This window comes from Porphyromonas uenonis 60-3, from assembly GCF_000174775.1.
Lineage (GTDB): Bacteria > Bacteroidota > Bacteroidia > Bacteroidales > Porphyromonadaceae > Porphyromonas > Porphyromonas uenonis_A.
The window spans coordinates 1-24277 of the sequence record NZ_ACLR01000214.1; the positions used below are offsets into that span (position 1 = coordinate 1).

15 protein-coding genes are annotated in these 24277 nt (G+C 53.4%); 2 read left to right on the forward strand and 13 right to left on the reverse strand.

Annotated elements, in window-relative coordinates:
* Positions 1–143: 143 nt before the first annotated feature.
* Together dgt and radA are read right to left on the reverse strand one after the other, a co-directional pair.
* Complete coding sequence (gene dgt / locus PORUE0001_RS08190; RefSeq protein WP_039865819.1) at positions 144–1469, reverse strand: dGTP triphosphohydrolase; 1326 nt, start codon at positions 1467–1469, stop codon at positions 144–146.
* 22 nt (positions 1470–1491) lie between these two features.
* Entirely contained in the window at positions 1492–2916 is a 1425-nt protein-coding gene (radA, locus tag PORUE0001_RS08195) for a DNA repair protein RadA (protein WP_007366033.1), read from the reverse strand.
* Between the two features lie 575 nt (positions 2917–3491).
* Between radA and rsmA the strand changes: the two genes are divergently transcribed.
* Complete coding sequence (gene rsmA / locus PORUE0001_RS08200) at positions 3492–4307, forward strand: 16S rRNA (adenine(1518)-N(6)/adenine(1519)-N(6))-dimethyltransferase RsmA (RefSeq protein WP_007366011.1); 816 nt, start codon at positions 3492–3494, stop codon at positions 4305–4307.
* A gap of 7 nt (positions 4308–4314) precedes the next feature.
* The gene (locus tag PORUE0001_RS08205) at positions 4315–6006 is read left to right on the forward strand and encodes an alkaline phosphatase (protein WP_007366022.1); all 1692 of its coding nucleotides are present in this window, start codon (positions 4315–4317) and stop codon (positions 6004–6006) included.
* A 32-nt stretch (positions 6007–6038) separates the two neighbouring features.
* On the opposite strand, the gene PORUE0001_RS08210 is transcribed toward PORUE0001_RS08205, so the two are convergent.
* The 11 genes from PORUE0001_RS08210 to pta all read right to left on the reverse strand — a co-directional run bounded on the left by PORUE0001_RS08210 (position 6039) and on the right by pta (position 24238).
* The gene (locus PORUE0001_RS08210; protein ID WP_007366013.1) at positions 6039–6959 is read right to left on the reverse strand and encodes a DMT family transporter; all 921 of its coding nucleotides are present in this window, start codon (positions 6957–6959) and stop codon (positions 6039–6041) included.
* A gap of 121 nt (positions 6960–7080) precedes the next feature.
* A complete protein-coding gene (locus PORUE0001_RS08215) occupies positions 7081–7941 on the reverse strand; it encodes an RNA polymerase sigma factor RpoD/SigA (RefSeq protein ID WP_007366040.1) in 861 nt (286 codons plus the stop codon).
* Between the two features lie 287 nt (positions 7942–8228).
* Positions 8229–10583 carry a transglycosylase domain-containing protein gene (locus PORUE0001_RS08220; protein WP_007365996.1) on the reverse strand — a complete coding sequence of 785 codons (2355 nt, stop codon included), beginning with the start codon at positions 10581–10583 and terminating at the stop codon, positions 8229–8231.
* Between the two features lie 82 nt (positions 10584–10665).
* Positions 10666–12705: a fructose-bisphosphatase class III gene (locus PORUE0001_RS08225; RefSeq protein WP_007366018.1), complete on the reverse strand. Its 2040-nt coding sequence runs from the start codon at positions 12703–12705 to the stop codon at positions 10666–10668.
* 408 nt (positions 12706–13113) lie between these two features.
* Positions 13114–15354, reverse strand: coding sequence for a cytochrome c biogenesis protein CcsA (gene ccsA / locus PORUE0001_RS08230; protein ID WP_007366006.1), 2241 nt, complete (start codon positions 15352–15354; stop codon positions 13114–13116).
* 26 nt (positions 15355–15380) lie between these two features.
* The gene (locus PORUE0001_RS08235) at positions 15381–16949 is read right to left on the reverse strand and encodes a di-heme oxidoredictase family protein (RefSeq protein WP_007365986.1); all 1569 of its coding nucleotides are present in this window, start codon (positions 16947–16949) and stop codon (positions 15381–15383) included.
* Positions 16950–17094: 145 nt separating this feature from the next.
* Positions 17095–18693 carry a di-heme oxidoredictase family protein gene (locus PORUE0001_RS08240; protein ID WP_007366032.1) on the reverse strand — a complete coding sequence of 533 codons (1599 nt, stop codon included), beginning with the start codon at positions 18691–18693 and terminating at the stop codon, positions 17095–17097.
* 81 nt (positions 18694–18774) lie between these two features.
* Positions 18775–19920: an imelysin family protein gene (locus PORUE0001_RS08245; protein ID WP_039865820.1), complete on the reverse strand. Its 1146-nt coding sequence runs from the start codon at positions 19918–19920 to the stop codon at positions 18775–18777.
* 31 nt (positions 19921–19951) lie between these two features.
* On the reverse strand, positions 19952–21250 hold the full coding sequence (locus tag PORUE0001_RS08250) for a hypothetical protein (protein ID WP_007366025.1): 1299 nt from the start codon (positions 21248–21250) through the stop codon (positions 19952–19954).
* A 748-nt stretch (positions 21251–21998) separates the two neighbouring features.
* Positions 21999–23195, reverse strand: a complete 1197-nt coding sequence (locus PORUE0001_RS08255) for an acetate/propionate family kinase (protein WP_007366020.1) — start codon at positions 23193–23195, stop codon at positions 21999–22001.
* A 35-nt stretch (positions 23196–23230) separates the two neighbouring features.
* Positions 23231–24238, reverse strand: a complete 1008-nt coding sequence (pta, locus tag PORUE0001_RS08260) for a phosphate acetyltransferase (RefSeq protein ID WP_007366002.1) — start codon at positions 24236–24238, stop codon at positions 23231–23233.
* Positions 24239–24277 lie beyond the last annotated feature (39 nt).

The following is a 24277-nucleotide window of genomic DNA, read 5'->3' on the forward strand; positions in this document are numbered from 1 at the left end:
TCCGGGAGCGCCCCCGCGGCAAGGGGTGGGAGCCCCCACCCCGACGAGCGGGTTCCCGAAGAGAAGTCGACCGAGCTTGCGAAACGAGAAAAAAACTTCGCTTTTTACTTGCATTTGAACTTAGAAAGCAACGGGCTACTCCTCTAGATTGCTGGCAGGCTCATGCCGGTGATGCGTCGGTAGAGGTCTAGCGCATAGGGGTCGGTCATGCCAGAGATGTAGTCGAGCGTACACTGGAGCTTGCCGTAGATTGACGCTTCGTGCAGGTTGTACTGACTGCTCACCAGCGAGAGGAGCGTACGACTATACGCATCGTCCGGGTGTAGGAGCGAGTGCATCACTTTGTCGATCAACTCTGAGAAGATCCGATGCCCTGCCAGCTCCACGTCGATCACCGCCCGCGCTGTGTAGATCTCACTCTGCGCCACCGCACTATTGGCTCGGTAAGCCGCATAGAGCCTCTCAGGCATTCGGCTAACCAGCGTCCCTGCGAAAGCGCCCCGCAGTATCTCCTCCTCGTGCTCTATGAAGACCTCGGCACAAGCCTCCACGAGCATATTGATCGCCTTAGCTCTCAGGTAAGCGATCCGCTCATTACGATCGCCGATAGCCTCCATCGTGGCTAACACATGGTCGTGACTATCTGTGGGAAAGTAGCGCAGGAGCAGATCCACCGTACGTTCGTAGCTCAGGATGCGCAGTTTGTAAGCATCCTCCACGTCCATCACCTGATAGCATATATCGTCGGCCGCCTCCACGAGGTAGACCAGCGGGTGACGCACGTAGTGTCCCGAGGCGGGATCTACAGGTAGGATGCCTAGGTAATTCGCCACATCAAGGTAGGTAGCCCGCTCTGACTGGAAGTAGCCAAACTTCCCGCTCTCAGGCGCCCTCGCCGATGACCAGGGGTACTTGACAATAGCTGCCAGCGTGGTATAGGTCAAAGCAAAGCCCCCGGGCCTGCGCCCTTCAAACTGATGCGTCAGCAGGCGAAAGCCGTTGGCATTGCCCTCAAAATAAGCGAAGTCCTCCCACGAGTGCCCCTCCCCTACTACGGCGTCATACCATTGGCGTCCATTGCCCTCGGTAAAGTAAGCCCGTATGGCCCGCTCGCCACTATGCCCGAAAGGGGGATTGCCCATATCGTGTGCCAGACAAGCAGCCGAGACGACCGTGGCGATGCTACCCCGATGAGGCGTATCCTGATTGTCCGTCAGGCGGCACGCTATGTAGTTGCCCAGGCTGCGCCCCACACAGCTCACCTCCAAACTATGCGTCAGGCGGTTATGCACAAAGATGCTCTTAGGCAGGGGGAAGATCTGCGCTTTGTTTTGTAGTCTGCGAAATGGAGCCGAGAAGATCAGACGATCGTAGTCTCTGTCAAACTCCGTGCGCATCTCCATACCCCCAGAGAGTTGCGGAGCAGCTGCCCCAAAGCGTCGGTTAGAGATCAGCTGATCCCAGTTCATCCTACTCATTATTGTATAGTGTCTATTGTCTTTGTGAGAAGAGTGTTCTGAAGGCGTGATCCACCCGATCACACGGCACGATCTCTATGTCATAGTTTCGCTGTTGCAGGCTCTTAGCATTTGCCTTGGGGATCAGTATCCGCGTGAAGCCCAGACGATGCGCCTCCGCAATGCGTCGCTCTATACGGCTCACGGCACGTATCTCGCCAGCCAGCCCCACCTCGCCCGTCATGCAGGTCTTCGAGGGGACGGCTATGTCCAGATTGGAGGAGAGGACGGCACAGAGGACCGCTAGATCCACGGCAGTATCGTTGATCTTGATGCCACCCGTGATGTTGAGAAAAACGTCCTTCTGTATGAGCTTGAAGCCAGCCCGCTTCTCCAAAACGGCCAGCAGCATGTTGAGTCGCCTCAGGTCAAAGCCCGTGGTGGACCTCTGCGGGTTATTGTAAATGGCGGAACTGACCAAGGCTTGCGTCTCGATCATGATCGGACGAATACCCTCCACGGCGCAGGCGACCACGACGCCACTGAGTCCCTCCGTATTGCCCGAGATGAGATGCTCCGAGGGATTGCTCACAGCGACTAGACCCGAGCTATTCATCTCGTAGATGCCGAGATCGTCGGTAGAGCCAAAGCGGTTCTTATGGCTACGCAAGATGCGGTAGAGATGCTGCTTGTCACCCTCAAACTGCAAGACCGTGTCTACCGTATGTTCCAAGATCTTCGGGCCCGCTATGGAGCCCTCTTTGTTGATATGCCCAATGACGATCACGGGGATGCCACTACTCTTGGCAAAGTGCAGGAGCAGGTTGGCGCACTCCTTAATCTGGCTGATGGATCCAGGCGAAGATTCGGAGCGCGCAGTCGTAACCGTCTGAATACTGTCGATGACCAGCAGGTCGGGCGCTATCTGCAGTGCCTTCAGGAGTATGTTGTCCAGGTCGGTGTCGCAGTAGATGAGGCACTGCTCCGAGTGTATGCCGATGCGGTCGGCACGCAGCTTGAGTTGCTGGGCACTCTCCTCGCCCGATACATAGAGCGTCTTGAGCTCTGGACAGCGCAGCACGGTCTGAAAAATCAGTGTAGACTTACCAATACCTGGCTCACCACCCAGCAAGGTAAAGGAGCCTTGTACCAGCCCACCTCCGAGGAGGCGGTTTAGCTCTTCGTCGTGCAGATCTACCCGACTCTCCTCGCTTCCTTCGATCAGTTGTATGGGACGCACCTCCTCAGAGTGAAGGCCGTCCCACGTAGCGCCCTCGTGGATCTGCTTGAGCTTACGCTGTATCTCTTGCGCTGGTGTCGAGCGCCCCGAGGTCGTCTCTGGCTGAGCCAGCTGCTCCTCGATCGTATTCCACTCCTGACACTCGTTACACTGGCCTTGCCAGCGACTGTAGGTAGCGCCACAGGCACTACACTTGTATATCGTCTTAACCTTTGCCATCTATCATGAATGCGCCAGCTCTTACGGTGAGCTACTCACATTGCTAGGCAAATGTACTCAAATCTAGAGAGACTAGAAGTTAGAGATTAGAGCACGCAGGGCTGACGCATTATATATAGCTATTGCTGTCCAGTGAAAGCTTTTTGAGGGGGCAACGGGTAGATCGTTCTGCAGAAATGAGCTAACTATCAGTACCACTTGGGTGAAACTAAAGTTTCCTAGGCATGACACTAAAGTTTCCTAGGTATGAAACTAGAGTTTCCTAGGCATGAGACTAGAGTTTCCTACGAAGAAAACTGTAGATTGGTCGAAGTCGAGTAGTCGGACAGCAATACTATATAATGAATTCATCCAAGTCTCGCTTGTCGCTAATGTGTAGCTCCTAACGGAGCAATTATAATGCGTCAGCCCTGTTCTAGACTCCGCCCATCTCACGAGTAGCTCGATGTAGCAACGCACACGTTTCGCTCTAATCTCTAATTTCTAACCTCTAATCTCTAACCTCTAACCTCTCTTTAATCTCGCTTCCTTGACGGAAATGTTGTACTTTTGACACGACAACGAGCGAAAGAACTATGGAATCTGTACGAGCGAAGAAATATCTAGGGCAACACTTTCTCACTGATCTCGGTGCAGCGCAGCGCATTGCCGACTCGGTGGCGGACTACCTCGGCACGCCGATCCTAGAGGTGGGACCAGGTATGGGCGTCTTGACGCAGCCACTCCTAGAGGCGGGGCACGACCTGCAGGTGATCGACATAGATCATGAGAGTATTGAGTATCTGCACCAGCACTTTCCACAGCTAAGCCAGGAGGGGCGGATCATCGAGGGAGACTTCCTCAAGCTACCCGCTGAGGAGCTGATCCCTGGACGAGCGGACACGCCTTTTGTGGTGATCGGCAACTATCCGTACAACATCTCTTCGCAGATCTTCTTCCGTATCCTAGAGCTGCGTGAGCGCATCCCAGCCGTGGCGGGTATGCTACAGCATGAGGTGGCGCAGCGACTCTGCGCTTCGCCTGGCGGTCGTGACTACGGTATCCTGAGCGTCTTGCTCCAGTGCTGGTACGACTGCGACTACCTCTTTAAGGTCTCAAAGCGGGACTTCAATCCACCGCCCAAGGTGGACGGGGGCGTGATGATCGCTCGACGGAATGGACGCACGTCGCTCCCCTGCGATGAGACCAACTTCAAGCGGGTGGTCAAAACGGCCTTCGGACAGCGACGGAAGATGCTGCGCAATGCCCTGCAATCGCTCTTTGGCAAAGAGTTTCCCTATGCCGATCACGACATCTTTACGCTCCGTGCAGAGCGCCTCTCGGTGGAGGACTTCATCGGTCTCACCTTGATGTACGAAGCACTACCCCAAGAGAACACAACAACACTTTAGATAGACTATGAAAAGCTTCTCACATATCTTACTGCTCCTCCTAGCGTCGCTCTCACTGGTGGCGCAACAACAGAAATATCCACTACCCGAGCACCCCGCCAAGAATGTGATCCTCCTCATCTCGGACGGGACTTCGCTACCGGCGGTTTCGCTGGCTCGCTGGTATCAGAGAGCGCTCAATCCTCAGGCGCAGCACCTATCGCTCGACCCTTATCTCTCGGGGAGCGTCATCACCTACTGCTCCAATGCGCCGATCGGGGACTCGGCACCGACAACTTCGTGCTATATGACGGGCGTGCCCTCGATAGATGGCTTCATCGCAACCTATCCGTACAGTGAGCCACACAATGATCTCGTACCGCTGGACTCCTCGTGGGCTTACCGTCCTGTGGTGACCCTTATGGAGGCTGCCAAGCAGACGCAGGGCAAGCGTATCGGGGTGGTCTGCACGTGTGAGTTTCCCCACGCTACGCCAGCTGACTGCACGGCTCACTCGTCCTCTCGCAAGCTCTACAAGAGCATCGTACCGCAGATGGTGGACAACGGAGTGGACATCCTACTGGGCGGTGGTACCTCGCTGATGACGAGCGAACTAAAGAAGCGACTGAACCGTCAGGGTATAGCACTGTACCTCGATGATCTCGCAGCTATGCGGACGCATCGTGGGGGTGGTATGTGGGCGCTTTTTGACAAGATGGATATGCCGTACGACTTGGATCGTCGCTCGCTGGGAGATACGCTACGCTACCCTTCGCTGGCTGAGATGACGGAGACGGCAATACGTAATCTGGAGAACCCTAACGGCTTTGTCCTAATGGTGGAGGGAAGCAAGGTGGACTGGGCAGCTCACGCCAACGACCCCGTGGCGATGGCTACGGAGTTTCTAGCTTTTGACAAGGCGGTAGCTGTGGCGCTGGACTATGCGCAGCGGGACGGGAATACGATCATCCTCGTAACGGCTGACCATGGCAATAGTGGTATGAGCATAGGTCGTGTGGACAGGGGCTATGCGCGTCTGACTCTAGACGAACTGATTATGCCACTGACACGCTTTCGCTATAGCTCGGTGGAGCTGGGGCGCAAGACAAGTCAGACGGCGCTCTCACACCTAGCCGACAGTCTCTACCTATGGACCAGCATACGTCCCTCGGAGGAGGAGCTGGCAGAGATCAATGCGGTGGAGGACTATGCCTGCTCAACGCTATCGGCGGAGCAGCGCAAGGCTAAGTATGCGGAGTATGGATGGAGTCAGAAGTATCGTCTGAAGGAGTACTTCGTAGACTGGATGAAGCGACACCTGCTCATTGGCTTTACAACGCATGGGCATACTGGCGAAGAGGTCTTTCTCGCTAGCTATACGCCTCAACGGTTGACACCGATCAGAGGTTGCGTGACGAACATTGACCTGCACAACTATATGCGTACGCAACTGGGGCTGAAGCAGACGATGCTGGAGCTGTCGGAGGAGTACTATGCACCACACGATGCGCTCTTTCCTCAAGCTCAGTACGAGATAACGGGTGACCAGCCGGAGGAGAAGCGGATCATGATCCACTACCAGGGGCACCAGATCGAGCTACGCGCTTACCAGCGCAGAGCTTGGGTAGACGGGGTGGAGCGAGAGCTTCCGACGCCTGTGATCTATGTCTCGGAGACGAATAAGTTCTATCTGTCTCGTGCCTTGGCGCAGCAACTTTGAGACTGTTGCACAAGTCAACAGTCTCACTTTAGCTAGGCCCGCTTGAGTCGGCGCATCAAGAGGGGCGATACGACGAGTAGCAGGACGGCCATTAGGACGACGCCAATGCCGATCCCTTGACCTAGAGAGAGCTCCTCGCCTAGAGCGAAGGCGCCCACGACCACGGCTGTGAGTGGCTCCAATGCTCCCATGATGGCGGTCGGTGTAGAGCCTATCCGCTGCACCGCCCAGACGAGTGTGATATTAGCACAGACGGTCGGGATGAGTGCCAGCAGGGCGGTGTAGATCCATTGCGTCTCATTGTCCAAGAGGAGGCTGGCACCTGTGGCTTTGCAAAAGAGCGCGAAGAGTATGGTCGAGAGTCCCATCACGTAGGTGGTTAGCTTAAAGCTACTCATCGGCTCTAGACGAGCGTGCCGCAGGATGACGATGTAGGTGGCGTAGCAAAAGCCCGAGAAGAGCACCGTGAGCAACGGTCTGAGTGAGATAGCGGTCACGTCTGACTCAAAGAAGCCTGAGATGAGCGACACGCCACTTAAAGCTAAGAGGACGGCCAGCCCTTGTAGTACGTTGATCCGCTGACGAAAGACGAGAAACATGAGTAGCACGACAAACGTTGGGTAGCTGAAGTGTAGTACCGTAGCGACACCCGACGGCATGTGCTGATACCCCTCAATGAGCAGAAAAGAGGAGAAGAAATACAAAACCGACAAGGCGAGCAGGATCAAGAAGCTCCGCAGCGATACCCGCAGAGACTCTCTACGTATCACGACGATGCTACCGACGATAAGCGCTGCGATGAGAAAGCGGTACATGAGCACCGTCCCCTCCGACACGCCTTGCGATAGCACAGGTATGCTGAGCAGTGGTATCAGCCCAAAGGTAGCGGAGGAGATGAGCCCCATCAGATAGCCCAGCCAGTCGGTTGCGGAGGTACTTGTCTTGTCAGTCATATGATATAAGATTATTCGTAATAGAAAAGGAGCCTCATTGCTCTAGCTACAGTCGTACGCTAGACCAATGAGGCTCTTTATATGATAGCGTGATATGCGCCTCGGCTATCGAGCGAGACGACTATCCGAGATATGCCTTTAGGTACTCGCAGCGATCGGACTGCTTGAGACGACGGATCGCTTTCTCCTTGATCTGACGCACACGCTCACGAGAGAGCTTGGTGCGCTCGCCGATCTCCTCAAGGGTCATCTCAGGACACCCGATACCGAAGAAGCAACGTAGCACCTCCGCCTCACGATCTCCCAGCTGCTCGAGGATACGATCTATCTCGGCAGAGAGCGACTCATTGATCAGACTGCTATCGGTCGAGGGCGTATCCTCATTGACCAGGACATCCAGCATGTTATTGTCCTCTCCCTCTACAAATGGAGCGTCAAGCGACTGATGCTTACCCTGCACCTTGAGCGCCTCACGGATCTTGTCCTCGGGGAGCTCTAGCTCGTCAGCAATCTCCTGCGGACTAGGACGACGACCATTGAGTTGCTCAAACTTAACGATCGCCTTATTCATCTTCTGCTGCAGTCCCACCTGGTTGAGTGGCAGACGCACGATGCGTGACTGCTCGGCGAGTGCCTGCAGGATAGACTGTCGGATCCACCATACAGCGTAGGAGATGAACTTAAATCCACGTGTCTCGTCAAACTTCTCAGCGGCCTTGATCATTCCAATGTTTCCCTCATTGATCAGGTCGGGCAGGCTCAGTCCTTGATTCTGATATTGCTTTGCCACAGAGACGACAAACCGGAGATTGGCCTCAACCAGTTTGTTCAATGCTCGCCGATTACCACGATGTATCTCACGCGCTAGCTCCACCTCCTCCTCGGGAGATATGAGGCTCGTCCGCCCGATCTCTTGGAGGTAACGATCCAGCGATGCACTCTCACGGTTGGTGATCGACTGATTGATTTTTAATTGTCTCATTGCCATGGCTATACTCGATTTAAAGGGTTAACTCTACAATGCGCTCACGCACTCTAATCATCCACAACAGAGCGCTCTGCGCAAAAGGGTACAAATACTCAGTGTACTCAAACCGAATGCAAAGGTAGCAAAAACAAATGACATGCCTAGATTCCGCAAATTGCGGAATCTAGGGGATAGATGAACCTTTTTAGAGTCTGAGTAGCACTCTTATTTAGTCTTTGGAGAGGATCCGTAGCTCCATCTCTCTTGTAGTTAGAGAGACTAACGTCCAAAAGTTTATTTTGTCACTCTAAGATATCCTCCATAACGTCATCGACGGCCTCATCGACAGCATCACTCAGTGGTTCGTGTATATCGACCGTCTCCTGAGCGCCACACGGAGAGAAGCCCGCAGGCACATTGAACGGAGTATGCGCTGAGTAGCCCAGCGTAGGATCAGCATAGACAGCCTTCATGAAGTAACCAAAGATAGGTAGCGCGGCCGAGGCGCCCTGACCATATGCCATCGAGCGGAAGTGTATCGAGCGCTCCTCGCCACCGACCCAGCATCCAGCTACGATCTCTGGAGAGAAGCCGATAAACCAACCATCGCTGTTGCGCTGTGTCGTACCAGTCTTACCGCCTAGAGGCATCGTCAGATTGTGTCGGAAGCGTAGTCTACCACCCGTACCTCCATCGATAACGGCACGCATCATGTCTAGCATCTGCAGTGCTGCACGTGCAGGGAGGACCTCCGTAAGATTCGCCGTAAAGGTCGCCACCACATTGCCGTAGCGGTCCTCAATACGGGTCACGGGGATCGGGTCGACACGGATACCTTGATTGACGAATGCACTGTAAGCCGCCACCATCTCACTGACCGTCACATCGGGCGTGCCGAGAGCCACCGAGACGACGGGGTCTATATAGCCCTTGATGCCGAAGGAGTGGAGCAAGCGGACAAAGGTATAGGGCGAGGTGCGACCCATTAGGTATGCCGTGACCCAGTTAGAGGAGTTTTGTAGTCCCCACTTGATCGAAACCATCTCCCCCACCCGCTTAGCTCCAGTATTGCGCGGTGTCCACGCCTTGCCATTGGCATCATAGAGCGTGATCGGCTGATGCATCACCTGCTCACACGGAGAAATACCCTGTATCATACTGAGCGAGTAGAGAAAAGGCTTAATCGTCGATCCCACCTGTCTACGTCCCTGAGAGACCATGTCATACTTAAATGTGCGGAAGTCCACATCCCCAACATAAGCTAGGATATTACCATTGTGCGGATTCATCGCCATGAAGCCCGTGTGGAGGAACTGCTTATAGTACAGAACCGAGTCACGGGGAGTCATCTCCTTGTCTATCCAACCGTTGTAGCTCCAGACGCGCATCTTGCGCTTTTCATCAAAAGTCTTGCGGATCTCCTCTGGGGACATACCGAGCTTCTTGAGTGAACGCCAGCGATCCGTATTGCGCAAGGCTCGCTCTATAGCTTCCTTGCGTTGCTGTGCCGTCAGATCGCTACTGTAAGGAGCCAGCTTGGATCCCTTTAGCTCACGATTGAAGTTAGGCTGTACGAACTCACTCATGTGCTTCTGCACGGCTTCCTCAGCGTACTGCTGCATGCGACTATCGATCGTGCCGTAGATCTTAAGTCCATCAGCATAGAGATCATAATGAGAGCCGTCCGACTTCTTGTTTTTCTGGCACCAGCCATAGATCGGCTGCGTCTCCCAGAGGATTGAGTCAATGGTGTACTGCTCTTGACTCCACTTTGAGTAGTCACTCTTCTTAGGCTTCTTGGCAGTCAAGAGGAGACGCACATACTCTTTGTAGTAAGGAGCCAGACCATCGGATTGCTTGTTGCGAGTGAAGTGTATCTTGAGCGGCTCAGCGATAGCTTTCTTATAGGTCTCCTCGGATATGTATCCCGCCTTCTTCATCTGTAGTAGCACCGTGTTGCGACGATTCACTGGAGCATCGCTATCGGCGTGTAGGACTGGGTTGTAGAGCGACGGATTCTTACACATACCCACCAGCATAGCCGACTCGGTGAGCGTCAGCTCTGAGGGCTTCTTGCCAAAGTAGGTCTGCGCAGCCGAGCGGATACCGACAGCGTTGTAGAGGAAGTCAAACTGATTGAGATACATCGCAATGATCTCCTCCTTGGTATAGTTGCGCTCCAGCTTGATCGCTATGACCCACTCAATCGGCTTCTGCAGGAGACGCTGTAGAGAGGACTTAGCATGAGGCGAGTAAAGCTGCTTAGCCAGCTGCTGCGTGATGGTACTACCGCCACCACTGGCCGTATTGCGGAGCATACCACGCTTGACGATGGCACGTCCTACGCCTCGCACGTCAACGCCCGAGTGCTTGTAAAAGCGAACATCCTCCGTAGCCACTAGAGCCTGTACAAGAGGCTCTGCCAGCTCGTCATAGCCTACGTAGATACGATTTGTCGAGCCATGAGCATAGGATCCTAGTTGCACACCATCATCAGATATGAGGACAGAGGCGTACTTGTCGATAGGATTTTGCAACTGCTCCACATCGGGCATGTAGCCTATGATGCCAAACCAAATCAGCACAAATGTGATAAAGACCAAAGCCCAAAAAGCCCCAAAGAGCCACCACAGCACCTTGATTACCTTTCCTTTCATACGAAAGAGTTTTTGCTACTATATATATAATATAAGAGTGAGAAGCCGACCAATCTACCTCAGCAAGGTAGTCGCCCAAGCATTACTTAGCGTTAATCTGAGGGAGGGACTTGCGCTCCTTGATGAGTCCAGCGTTAAAGGCTTTGAGGAGCTTCTCCAGATCATTCACCTGCTGCTGTAGCTCAGCACCCACATCGGTGTCGGCCACCAGCATGCGGTGTGTCGTACGCTCCGAGATGACCGTCACACTCTTGATATCCTCCATCAGCTCGACAGCACGGCGCATCGTTGTAAAGGGCTCGTGCTGTACCAACTGCATGCCTTGCGAGTTGTAGATCAAAGTATAGCCCGCAATGCCCGTACTGCTCTGATAAGCTCGACTAAAGCCTCCATCGATGATCATCAGCTTACCACCCGCAGCAATAGGCTTCTCGCCCTTGGCAACCTTGACAGGGACATGCCCGTTGATCACGTGACAGTCTTCGCCCTCTAGTCCAAACTCACGGAGGATCATCTCGATCGTCTCACGATCCTGGCGATACTTAAAGTAGTAGCCCTTGGTCTCCGTGTGCGTCTTCTTGTCAGCGACGAAGTAGCGCTCGAAAGTGGTCATGGCAGACTTGTCAAAGAGTGGCGAGTCGGGACCGCACCAGAGATAGAAGATGTAGTCCACAGCCGCCTCATGCTTCGGATGATTGTGCCTAGAGGGGTGTGCCAAACGCACCACACGGTCTATCTCATCTAGCAGAGCGCGTCCACGTAAGGGCTGCGAATCCAAGACGCTCACCGCCTTGAGCTGACCCGAAGCATCAAGAGGCATAGAGGCGTGGTAGAGCAGATTGCCATTGCACACAAGGTACATACTACCCAGTCGATAGAAAGCGTCTATATGCGTGTGAAGTCGCTCACTCGTGGCGAAAGAGCGACGCAACCGATCCATCACCTCCTCCTCTTGGGGGGTAAGCCGATAAGGATCCTTCGGATCGATCGTCGGGAAGTTCATATCCAGCATCTCATGCACCCCATAGTCCTCGTTGGGATTGGTATGTGAGAGGTCTACAGTGCCAGCCTCAAAGTCTATCTTGTGGAGTAGGTCACGCTCCTGCATCTGCCACTCAGGGTGGCGAGCGATCAACTGATGCTCCAGCTTGAACTGGATAATGCTGATCGCCTTGTGCATCTGGCTAATCAGGTAAATGCCCTTCTCATCGTACGAAGCGTCTGAGTCGCCTAGCTTAGGCTTGAAGTAGGTACACGGGTCTCCTGCGTACACTTCACTAGCTAAGCGAGAGAGTGGCATGAGATTGATCCCGTATCCATCCTCGATGGTGTCTAGATTAGCATAGCGCAGAGCGATACGTATGACACAGGCAATGCAGGCGTCATTGCCCGCAGCCGCGCCCATCCAGAGCATATCGTGATTGCCCCACTGTATATCCACATTGTGGTAGTCTAGGAGCGTATCCATGATGTACTGAGCACCAGGACCACGATCGTAAATGTCGCCCACGATATGCAGACGATCAATGACGAGTCGCTTGATCGTCGCTGAGATAGCGCAGATGAAGTCCTCGGCCTTGCCCGTGGAGATGATTGTAGAGATGATGCTAGAGATGTAAGCCGACTTGTTGGGGTTGACTCCGTCCTCGTGTAGTAGCTCCTGAATGATGTAGCTATACTGAGGCGGAAGCGCCTTGCGCACCTTCGAGCGGGTGTACTTCTCCCCCACCTTACGGCACACCTTGATGAGGCGATTGAGCGTCACCTTATACCACTCCTCATCAATTTCGCCCACCTCATGGAGCTGCTCCAGCTTAGCCTGAGGATAGTAGATCAGCGTAGCTAGCTCACGCATCTGCAGCTCCATCATCTGCCCGGCGAAAACCTCACGTATCTTACGCATCACGCTACCAGAGGCATTCTTCAGCACATGGTCAAAGGCTTCATGCTCACCGTGCACGTCTGCGAGAAAGTGCTCCGTACCCTTCGGAAGGCTCAGGATCGCCTGCAGATTGATGATCTCTGTAGAGACCTCGGCAGAGTTGCGAAACTGATTGGAGAGGAGCTGGAGGTATCTCAAGTCATCCTTCGCAGCCTGTAGGTCAATCTTGTCTTGCATCATGTCTATACTATAGGTCTAGGTATATACCACGCCCCAAAGTTACTAAATAAAAGAAGACCACACGCAGTGACACTATTTTTTGTCCTGAGCCTCACCTTATAGTCACCTCCACATCTCCGCTGATTCCGATATCTACCGAGAAATTTCCCGATAGCTCACGAGAAAACAAAAATTCCCCACGGAACCGGGAAATAAAAGTTCGGAAGAATGAAATGAAAGTTCGGAAGAAAGAAATCAAAGTTCCGAAGAATTTTCCCGTTCCTCACTAGATAATGAAAAATCTCCACGGAGGATGTGGTCAATTTCCTCCGTGGAGAGATTTTTGCTTCAAAAAAGGAATCTCGTACGTCCCGCTCTGGTAGCTACTTTCAGCCGTCTAATCAGTAATTGATGGAGACTCTTAGCTAGCTAAGCGTAGCTGTGCATCCCGCCGAGGAAGAAGTTGACCCCAAAGTAGGTGACCAGCACCGACACGAAGGCGATCAAGAGATAGACGTGCAGGAACCTCTGCGAGCGGAAGCAGCGCAGCGACTCGCTGTGTAGTGGCAGGGCGTAGATAATGAGCGTGATGAGTGCCCACACCTCTTTGGGATCCCAGCTCCAGTAGCGTCCCCACGAGACATTAGCCCAGACGGCTCCGATGAAGATACCGATAGCCAGCAGTGCTACTGCGGGATAGAGGAGCAGTCTACTGAGTGCCTCTAGGTGCGTCCCGATGGCAGGGCGACGTGACAGGATCAGCGCCATACAGCTATTGAGCATCATAAAGGCCAAGAGACTATACGCTATCATGATGACCAGCACGTGAATGCTCAGTAGCGGCGAGTGAAGCACTGGCATCAGCAGAGTGATCTGCGGATTGCTTCCCCCGAAGGAGGCCACCAAGAGCGACAAACCGCCCATGAGTAGACCAAAGGGGATTAGCACACGATGTTTGCGCCCCGTAAGGATGGTCAGCAGAAGCACGATCCAGGCTAAGGCTTGCATCGTCTCAAAGCCATTGCTCAGGGGCACATATCCCGAGACGATCCAGCGCAGGATCACCATCAGAGTGAGGTAGAGCATGCTAGCGTAGAGAATACCCCAGAAGCCCCACTTGACCAGCGGAGGGTCTTGGAGCCGCCCCACGGAGAGCTGATAAGCGGTCCAGATGAAGAGCAAGATCCCGACGGTGGCGAGTATCTTGGCGAGAAGTCCTATATAAGGCGATAGCTGATTATAGTAGATCTCAGAGCGAAAGCGTAGTGCCGAGGGACAACTCTCACCGCCCTCCTTGAGCTGATACTGTCGGAGCTTGACGAGAAACTCTTGCGCCTCGTCCCATTCCTGCATGATAATCAGTTCGCTGAGGTAGTTAAAGCCTTTGCGCACGAATGTCCACTGATCTAGAGGCATCTCTGCGGGTAGATCAGTAGAGGCGGGATGGTACCAGACGATACGACCGTGGCTCTGTACGGGGAAGATCGAGAGCGACTCGCCTAGCCCTACGCTCTGTATCACCTGACACTTCTCATGCGCCTCAAAGAGCGCCTTGCGCCCAGGCTGGTCGGGGTGCTGTATGTAGTTATCCAGCAGAGACTCTAGACGATAATTGCCTTGGAGGTCAAAGAACTGACGATAGCTCACCCGCTGACCCTCGTAGCACTCGAGGAGCTTGCGGATGCTCCGATCTTTGATCCGTATCATCGGCTCATCGACCCAATTGTCGTAGTAAAAGATCCAGCCCGCCAAGACTTGCTCGGCCGAAAGTCCTCGGTAGCTACTGCGTCCATAGAGCTTCTCGGTAAACTCCTGAGCGTAGGTTCCTAGCGGACAAATACGATTATTATACAAGATGTACAGTTCGCCAAAGCTTTTCGCCACACTGGCTGGGATCGTCTTGGGGAGAGGAGTCGCAGGTGCTTTTGCCTCTGCCGAGAGCGTACCACCCACGAGGAGTATCAGGAGCATCGCAACGGGAGAGACGAGTGCCTGCTTGAGGAGCTGTCTCACCCGATGACGGCGCGCGAACATGCCCCCTACGAGACTGATCGCTAGGAGCGCATAGCCTAAGTAAGAGATCGCTATACCCCACGGATCATAAGCGATAGAGAGTATCGAGGAGGTCGTCTCTGGATCGTAGCCTGACTGGTAGAAGCGATAGAAGCGGTAACGAAAGATGCGATTCATCGAGACCGCACCACGGAGGCTCTGCGACCGCTCCCCGTCCTGAATGATGAGATTGCTCTGGTAGTCTAGCGGAAATTGGGTACCTGTGTAGTAGGTCAGATCAAAGCGCTCCAAAGCGACCTCAAAGGGGAGGGTCAACGTCTCTCCCTGATCGCTCTGATAGCGATCCGTGGGGGTGGCACCCTCCTGGAGCTTGATACGTCCATGTATAGCGGTCCAGCTGGTCAGTCCTGCGCCCAGCAAGATGACCAGCAGTGAGACGTGGATCATCCAGATCCAGAAGCGTCTGTAGAGCTTAGCCCGTAAGATGTAAATCAATCCAGCACAGGAGAGTAGCACCCACAAGATGGTAAAGAGCGGTGAGCCGTACCAGTGCTCCTGAACAAAGGGCGTACCGTAAAGCTTTTCAACCACAGTGGCTGCCGCGAGGACAGCCACCGTGATAAGTAGTAGTATGAAAGGGAGCTTGCGCCACACCATATTTATATTGTATCTAGTGTGTGAAGCTATACAGCATTGATAAACTTGACAACCGCCTCACGATCCTGGCGATTGAGCTTACGAAACTTCTCTACGGTAAAGCGTGCATCACTATCCTTAGCACCGTGCCACATGATTGCCTCGATCACATTGCGTGCACGGCAGTCGTGCAGACGATCCTGATGTCCAGAAGCTTTCTGGCTCAGACCACGTCCCCAGAGCGGTGTGGTACGGCACCAGCCAGTGCGGATATCGTTTTGCATATGGAGCTTATGCTGGATCATATCGGTATAGGGCCAGATCTTTTGCTTGGGATAGCGAGGCATAGCCTTCTTGCCACCCTCGGTCAGGCCATACACATCCACGACCACATCGTCGCCCGTAGTCCAAGAGGGACGGTGGCAAGTAGCACAACCTATCTCGGTGAAGAGTTGCTTACCACGCTGTACATCGGGAGCATCTATATCTCTCGCAGCTGGCACCGCAAGACCACGTATCCACACCATCAGATCGTAGCAAGCCTGTGCATCCATCTCGACAGGCAGGTCTGTAGCTGTAAAGAAGTCGTAGATATCCTTCTCCACATTGCCAGTCTTCTTGCGCTCTGGGAAGTATTTGTAGAACTGTGCCTGCACGTCGGGATCTTTGCTTGCCGTCCGTGCGTAAGCCTCAGGTATGTAGAACTTACGAAACATCGGCGTAATGATGTTGGTCACCTCCCATAGGCTCACATTGGCAGAGAGCTTGGTGAAGTCACACGCATAGTCGAAGCGCATCGGATGCCCCGCAGGGTCTACCCCCGTGGGAGCGAAGTCGTTGCCTGCCCAGATGGCGGGGTTGAGTGGCGTGTGCGGAGCCTCCTTGATATACTGCTGACGTATATCCTCGTCACTGATCGCATCAAGCAGACCTGTACCATAGATACCGATAGTGGACTCAAGCGTGACAACGGCCTGATCAAGCGGGAAGGGCTTGCCTTTCACCTCTAGCGGTGAGTAGAGAGCATCCGCAGGTAGGTGGACCTCAGGATAGATGAGGTCGTAGGTCTCGCCATCGTCAAACTTATTGCCCCACTCGTCCGTATAGCTACGCCAGTCGATGGTCATCTTCTTTTCGTCTATCATCGGCTTGAACGGAGGTAGCGCAGCTGTCATAGGTACTAAGCCAAGAGATGTAGCTATATTCCCCTCCTTGTCAGTGACGATGATGAGACATCCATTGCCCATCTGCTCACTATTGTAGCGTGTGACGCGCCTACCATGTCCATAGCCTGGGTGACAAGCCTCACACGATGTGCGGTGATACAGCGGGCCTAGTCCCGTAAAGGTGAGACCAGGCACATCGCCAGCAGCGTGTGCTGTCTCAAAGCGACGCTCACCCTGCTTGAAGTTGGCATCTAGTCCAGCTAGTGCGATAGCCTCCGTGGGCTGCTCAAAGCAGGAGGAGGTGTTGTTGAAGGTAGTGCCGAGCTTACCTCCACTGTAGTACTCCTCGCTAAGCGTCTGAGGAGTGTCCGTCCCACAATCCTGCTGACAAGCTGTCAGACAGGTGAGGATGAGTGCTAGTAGAGCTAGCTGTGTAGTTAAGTGCTTCATAAGGATAAAGTGATTTTTGGGGAATGTGTCTCCCCTCCCCCGACAGCTTATATCTATCATCATAATCTATTGCTCTGGCAAATGCTCGCTCAGGGGAGGGGTAGAATTAAATAGAGTCTAGAGATTAGACTTTAGAAGTTAGAGATTAGATCGACTCAATGAAGGTAACGACAGCTTTGCGCTCCTCCTTGCTGAGCTTACGAAACTTCTCAATTGACTGTCTCGCATCGCTGTTCTTAGCGCCGTGCCACATGATCGCCTCGATCACGGTACGCGCACGGCAGTCGTGTAGTCGGTCGCTAGCTCCTGTAGCCTTCATGCTGAGGCCACGACCCCACAGCGGAGTGGTACGACACCAACCTGTGCGAATGTTGTTCTTCATCTGTAGCTGGTGCTGGATCATGTCGGTGTATGGCCAGATCTTCTGATGCGGGTAGCGTGGTAGGAGATTGGCACGAGCACCTACGAAGAAGTTGTTCGGGTCACGGATCTTATCCTCGCCCGTAGTCCAGGTAGGACGGTGGCAGGTAGCGCACCCCATCTCCTCGAAGAGCTTCTTACCCTGTTGGAACTCTTCGCTATCTGCATCTCGTGCCGACGGGACGGCTAGTCCACGGTGCCATACCATAAAGTTAATGTACTCCTCGTCGGTCATATCGGCAGGGAGCTCGCTAGAGGTTAGGTAGTCGTAGATGTCCTTCTTGACATCCCCGCTCTTCCTCCACTCTGGATAATAGGAGTAAAACTTTGCCTGTACATCGGGGTCTTCGGAAGCGACCTTGGCATAGGCAGTAGTCATATAGTGGTAGCGACGATCGCTACGAGTTACGTTGGTGATGTTCCAGATAGCATTGGCTCCAGGACCATCCTGTATGCTACCACGTGTCAAGCCATAGGTGTAGCGGGGCAGGTACTTAGTGCCGTCACCCTGCTTCTTATTGACGTAGTACCTAACGAAGTCTCCATTCTTCCACACGGTGGGGTTGAGGTTGGCGCCATGCTTCTCCTCCGTCTGATACTGCGCACGGAGGTCTTCGTCACTGATAGCGTCGAGTAGACCCGTACCGTAGATACCGATGGTGCTCTCGAGACGAACGCGTAGATCGGAGTATGGGATGTCCTTGCCCTTGGCCTGTAGAGGTACATAGAAGGCATCCTCAGGAATGGTCACCTCTGGGTAAATGAGGTCGTAGGTCTCGCCATCGTCAAACTTGTTGCCCCACTCATCTGTGTAGGGGAGCCAGTCTATCTTGATCTTACGCTCATCAAGTGGTGCCTTAAAGGGTGGCGCAGCTTGCGTCTGAGGCATACCTGTAAGGGAGGATAGGTAGTTATCGTTTTGATCCGTGAGGACGAGTAGATAGCCGTTACCTATGATGTTTGAGTTGTACTCAGTCTGTCTAGCGCCATGACCGTATCCCGGGTGGCAAGCGATACAGCTAGCACGCAGCCACAAGGGGCCTAAGCCACGCAGCGGGAAGTTTGGGTCAGTAGATGTGTCAAAGGGATTCTCGAAGAGGCGCTCCCCCCTCTTAAACCTAGCGACCAAACCGGCCTCCTCGACTGCAGGGGTAAACTGCTCGTAACAAGTGGCCGTGTTATTGAACGCGGTGCCTAGCTTTCCCCCGCTATAGTACTGCTCTTCGTATGGATTCGTTTCGCTTGAATCTGGACAGTCTGAGCTACATGCGCTCAGGAGAGCCAGACAGCCTATCAGGCTACATATGCTTAATACCTTGTTCATAACAACTTCCTCTAAAATACTATCATACATCTGCAGGGTTCCCCTAGGGATCCTGCAGATGGTATGACGGTTGGTTATTGATTACTTCTGTACAGCCTCAATAGCTGCATCGATCTTCTCAAGGAGCGCATTGCACGCATCGATGGCGGGCTTAGTAGCATCCTTGGTTAGGTTATTGCGGAAGGGCGCAGGCATAGCTGCGACCGTCTTGATCGCATTGTCTATGGCAGAGCGGATCTCCTTGTCTAGCTCAGGATGATGCTGAGCCATGTAGCTAGCCATAGAATGCTTGTGGGCAGTGCCGTCGAGAGAGCCGTAGTAAGCATTGCGGACGCTACGGAGGTTGTCTGTGAAGTCCTCAATAGAGTTCCAGCTGTACCAAGACTCCACGTCTAGGACGTTGCCAGAGTTAACAGGGTCGGTAATCTTCGTGTTACCCACCTCATCGGTTATGTCGCTCGCACCTTGTAGGATCTGTACGAAGGCATCCTTCTGGCTCTTGTAGGTCGTATTGCCCTGCTCTCCAGCGGCTATCATGATCTCGCCGTAGTCCATTGTGGGGAGGAGTTCGGCATCCTCGAGGGTCTTCTTCTTAGCTGCGGTGATCTTGTCTACACCAGCCCAGCTAGCCTCTAGACGAGTAGCCTGACGAGCTAGATCCTCAGCGACGGCCGCATTGTAGATGCGCTCAGGCTCTGTAATCTCAGCGACCTTGCGAGCCTTACCATCTCTAAAGATCATGTACTCCACAGCGTGGAAGCCTAGTAGACCGTAGCCTAGAGAAGCGAAGCCCTTGGCATCAGCGCCTTCCTCCTTAAGCTCATCGAGGAGGTCTTTGTTCTGAAGGATGTTATCTAGCTGATTCTTCTGTAGAGGCCAAGAGTCAATGTGTGGATCGATATTGTAGTCGCCAGCCGCACCAAAGAGGATAGCCTCGCTTAGCTCCCAGTATGCACGTGCCTCAACCCACTTCTTGCAAGCCTTGTCGACCAGCTCTTGGGAGGGGCTCTTCATCAGCTCCTGGCAGATACCCGATAGCTCGATGGTATTGTCTGCTAGAGATTTGTAGGTGGGTACTACGACTCCGTGGACAAACTGCTCGAGGATAGCTGTCTGCTCTGGGTCGACCTGCTTTGCCTTTGGCTCATCGCTCTCTTGACAAGAGACGAGGAGAATGCCCACGACTGAGAGAAGGAGCATCTTAAAAACGTTAGTGTACTTATTCATAGTTGACTGTATTGTGTTGAATTATAAAAGCTTAGAAGTGAAACATACCAAAGTATGCGATGCCGAGGCTGACGGTCGGCTCATCGTTGAACTGCTTGTGTAGCATACGGTGACTATACTCAGCCTTGACGACGATATCAGGGATCGGGTAGTAGTTGAGTCCGACGGTAAACTTCTGTCGCTCCCACTCCAGCTCGTCGGTCATATTGGGCACTACTTGAAACATGGAGTCGTAGTAATCATACCGTCCGAAGAGGTAAAGGCGCTGCTTGAGCTGACGAAGCTTGGCCGAAGCTGAGAAGAGGTCATAACCGCCCTCCAGGCCAGCAGCTAGAGCCGCCTTGGCGACACTATTCTTTGGCGAGGGGGAGTCCTTGCGGGTCGTACGATTAGCCTTCGTGATCTCCATTGAGTCGCCTAGATGACCGTAGTCCACATTGCCTCGCAAGATGAGGTGCGGATTAGCATACTGAAAGTCAAAAGCTCCGATGCAGACGAGACCCTTGATATGGTCATACTTGTTTGTCGCATTGAGCGTGTTACGACCGCTCGTCCCGACGTAACCACTCAGGCTAAGACGCAGATTGCGTACCGAGTAGTTGTCCACACGCATAGCACAGGCATAGTTCGTCGCCATCTTAAACTCGTAGGGACTACCAGACCCGCCATGGATCCAGTCCTTATTGTTAAAGCGGTCAGCATCTAGCCCAGCGATACCCATCACCTCATACCGCCAGTTAGGTAGTTTACCCCACAGGCCTATACCCGTCTCATGCCAGGTGCAGGGCAGGATTGTGTTCTCGCCCTCGGGGCGGTAGACCGTAAAGAACTCTGTCGGCATGTGAGATGCGTTCGTTGCTCCGACAGGTACGACCATATGTCCTATGCGCAGGTTGAGCGCTGGTGAGAAGCTCTTCTGTAGCCAAAACTGCTCGAGAGCCACCTCGCCACCACGCTCTATCTCAGACTCGTACTCGCCAGTCTCCTCCTCTTCAATCTCGACAGCACTCTCCGTGCCACCATGCTCAAATTCAATCTCAGAGCCTAGAGACCAACCATGACCGAAGTCATAACCAACGAAGAAAACAACGTGTGGCAAGTCTACCTGACCGAAGCTACGAGCATCTTTGTAGAGCGCAGCATCGGTGTAGCGCTTGAAGTTATTACTGTAAAACATCCTCGATGCGACAGCCTCTCCATACCCACCGATGGTGAGCCGACGAGGAGCTGGTGCGGAGGTCTGCGACAAAGTGTCCACAGTCTGCGCCTCTGATAGCTGTACGGTACACAGTACGAGCCCACAGAGGAGATACGAAATGAATCGTTTCATATATTATTATAGAGTGTTTGACATCCGAGTGAATCAAACGCAGGGGAAGCCTCTTCAGCGACCCTTACTTTGTTTTGTGTATGTATGAACGGGCGGTGGCAGGGTGGGGAAACGAAGATATTAAGGGGAACGAAACCTCCTGCTACAGGGCATCCAATGGAGCTTGCCGACTACCCGACAAATTCCTACCACAAAGGTACGGCAGGAGCGTACAATGGCTCTCGGTAAAGACTAGCAAATTGTAGGTATACGAGCGAAGAGTAATAACCGTTCAATACTATCTGTTAGGTACTCTCTGACGGAAAGCTGACAGTAAAAGGTGGCAAATGTCTCATGCTACGAACTCATCTAGAGCCTCTTACACGGGATCAGCGCCAGATCCGGCTTCGTCTAAACATTCCTTTGGTGGAAAGTTACTTTTCCAACGGTGGAATGTGAAAGTTCCTCCGCTGGAACTGAGAAGTTCCTCCGCTGGAACTGAGAAGTTCCCGCCTTGGAACTAAAAAGTTCCAAGAGGAGAACCATTTTTGGAACTCATATATACTAGAAAACCAGCACGATACAAAGAGATTTGTCGTGGCACACGGACTTGCGCCTCGGCACGCTCACAAGATGAGACTGTTGACTTTTGCAACAGTCTCAAGATAGGACAGCACACCTATATATATAATAAGGTAGGGACGAACATCCGCAGATGTCCGCCCCTACCTTTATTTTTGTCGTCTTGTGACGAGTTCGTTGGCTCGCTTTACTTGACGAGATCCATCGTGTCGCGTGCTATCATCAGCTCCTCGTCGGTGGGGACGCAGAGGACGGTCACACGGCTAGAGGGCTTCGAGAGTACCTTCTCCTCGCCACGGCTAGAGCGATTGACTGCTGAGTCAAACTCAACGCCCATAAACTCTAGTCCAGAGACTACCGACTCACGAGTCGTCTGGTCGTTCTCACCGACACCGCCCGTGAAGACGATGACATCGACACCGCCCATAGCAGCTGCGTAGGCTCCGATGTACTTCTTGATACGGTAGCGATACATCTCGAGCGCAAGCTTAGCGCGCCCGTTGCCAGCCTCAGCAGCCTGCTCTACGTCACGCATGTCGGAGGAGACACCGCTGATGCCCATCACACCGCTCTTCTTATTGACCATCGTCGAGAAGTCGCTCGGAGTCATCTTCTCATGCTCCATGATAAAGGGCACGATACCTGGGTCAATGCTTCCGCAGCGAGTACCCATCATCAGACCATCCGTAGGGGTCAAGCCCATAGAGGTGTCAAGGACCTTGCCATTGCATACAGCTGCGATCGAAGCGCCATTGCCGATGTGGCAGGTGATGATGCGGGTCTTGTCAAAGTCCTTCCCAAGGATCTCACAAGCACGATGGCTAATGTAGCGGTGGCTCGTGCCGTGGAAGCCGTAGCGACGCACCCCGTACTTCTCATAGTACTCGTAGGGTAGTGCATACATATAAGTATATGCGGGCATCGTCTGGTGGAAGGCCGTATCAAAGACTGCTACCTGCTGCACCTTCGGGAGGAGCTTCGTGATAGCGTCGATACCCTTCAGTGAGGGTGGATTGTGCAGAGGAGCGAGGTCAGAGACACGCTTCACCTGCTCGATCACCTCGTCATTGATGAGGACGCTCTTATTGATCGCCTCACCACCATGTACGAGACGGTGACCCACAGCCTCGATCTGGTCAACACTGTCTAGGACAGCGTACTCAGACTTCGTCAGGATCTCGAGGATAAACTCGACAGCTACCGTGTGCTCGGGTAGCGGACGGTCTATCTGCACCTTCTTGCCATCGGTCGTCTTGAACTTGATGAAAGAGTCGGGCAGGCCGAGCTTTTCAATACCACCTGAAGCGAGGATACGAGCCTCAGGCATGTCATATAGTGAATACTTGACAGACGAGCTGCCACAGTTAAGGACTAGTACGATCATAATTTATCTTTAGTAAGGGGAAGGGGGGTGGTGAATTACTTCTTAGCTGCGATAGCCTGGTTGCAAGTGATCGTGATCACATTGTAGACATCGTCTACAGAGCAACCACGGCTTAGGTCATTGACTGGAGCAGCCATACCCTGTAGGATAGGACCGACAGCGGTAGCACGACCGAGACGCTCGACGAGCTTGTAAGCGACATTGCCCACCTCTAGGTTCGGGAAGACGAGGACGTTTGCCTTACCAGCCACGGGACTCTCGGGAGCCTTGAGCTCAGCGATCTTGCTTACGATAGCAGCGTCAGCCTGTAGCTCACCGTCGATGAGTAGATCAGGAGCCATCTCCTTAGCAATCTTGTAAGCCTCCGTAACCTTGTCGATCATCTCGCTCTTGGCAGAGCCCTTTGTAGAGTAGCTTAGGAGGGCAACGCGTGGCTCCATGTCGCCAATGCTACGAGCCGTATCGGCAGAAGCGATAGCTATCTGAGCAAGCTCGTTGCTGTCAGGATTGGGCGTGACGGCGCAGTCGGCAAAGATGAAGAAGCCGTTCTCGCCATACTCCTTGAGCGGAGAGAAGATGAGGAATGCGCCACTGACCACCTTGAGCCCTGGGCGAGTCTTGATAAGCTGTAGTGCAGGACGGAGCACGTTGCCCGTTGTGTTGTGTGCACCAGCTACCTCACCGTCAGCGTCGCCAGACTTGATCATCAGGCAGGCGAGGTAGAGCGGATTGACCACTAGCTCGTCAGCCTGCTCACGGGTCATGCCCTTAGACTTACGCAGCTCCATCAGGAGGTCACGATAAGCCTCACGGCGTGCGTGATTTTGCGGATCGATGATCTCAGCCTGGTCAATGTGCTTGAGCCCTAGCTCAGCAGCCTTAGCCTGGATCTCAGCGGGGTTGCCTAGGAGGATGATGTGAGCGATGCCGTCAGCGAGGATGCGATCAGCAGCTTGGAGGGTGCGAGGCTCGAGACCCTCGGGGAGTACGATGCGCTGCTTGTTAGCCTTAGCGCGCTGTACGTTCTTTTGAAGTAGTTCCATAGAGGTGTATGATAAGTTTATATTGATATGCAGTCTTTA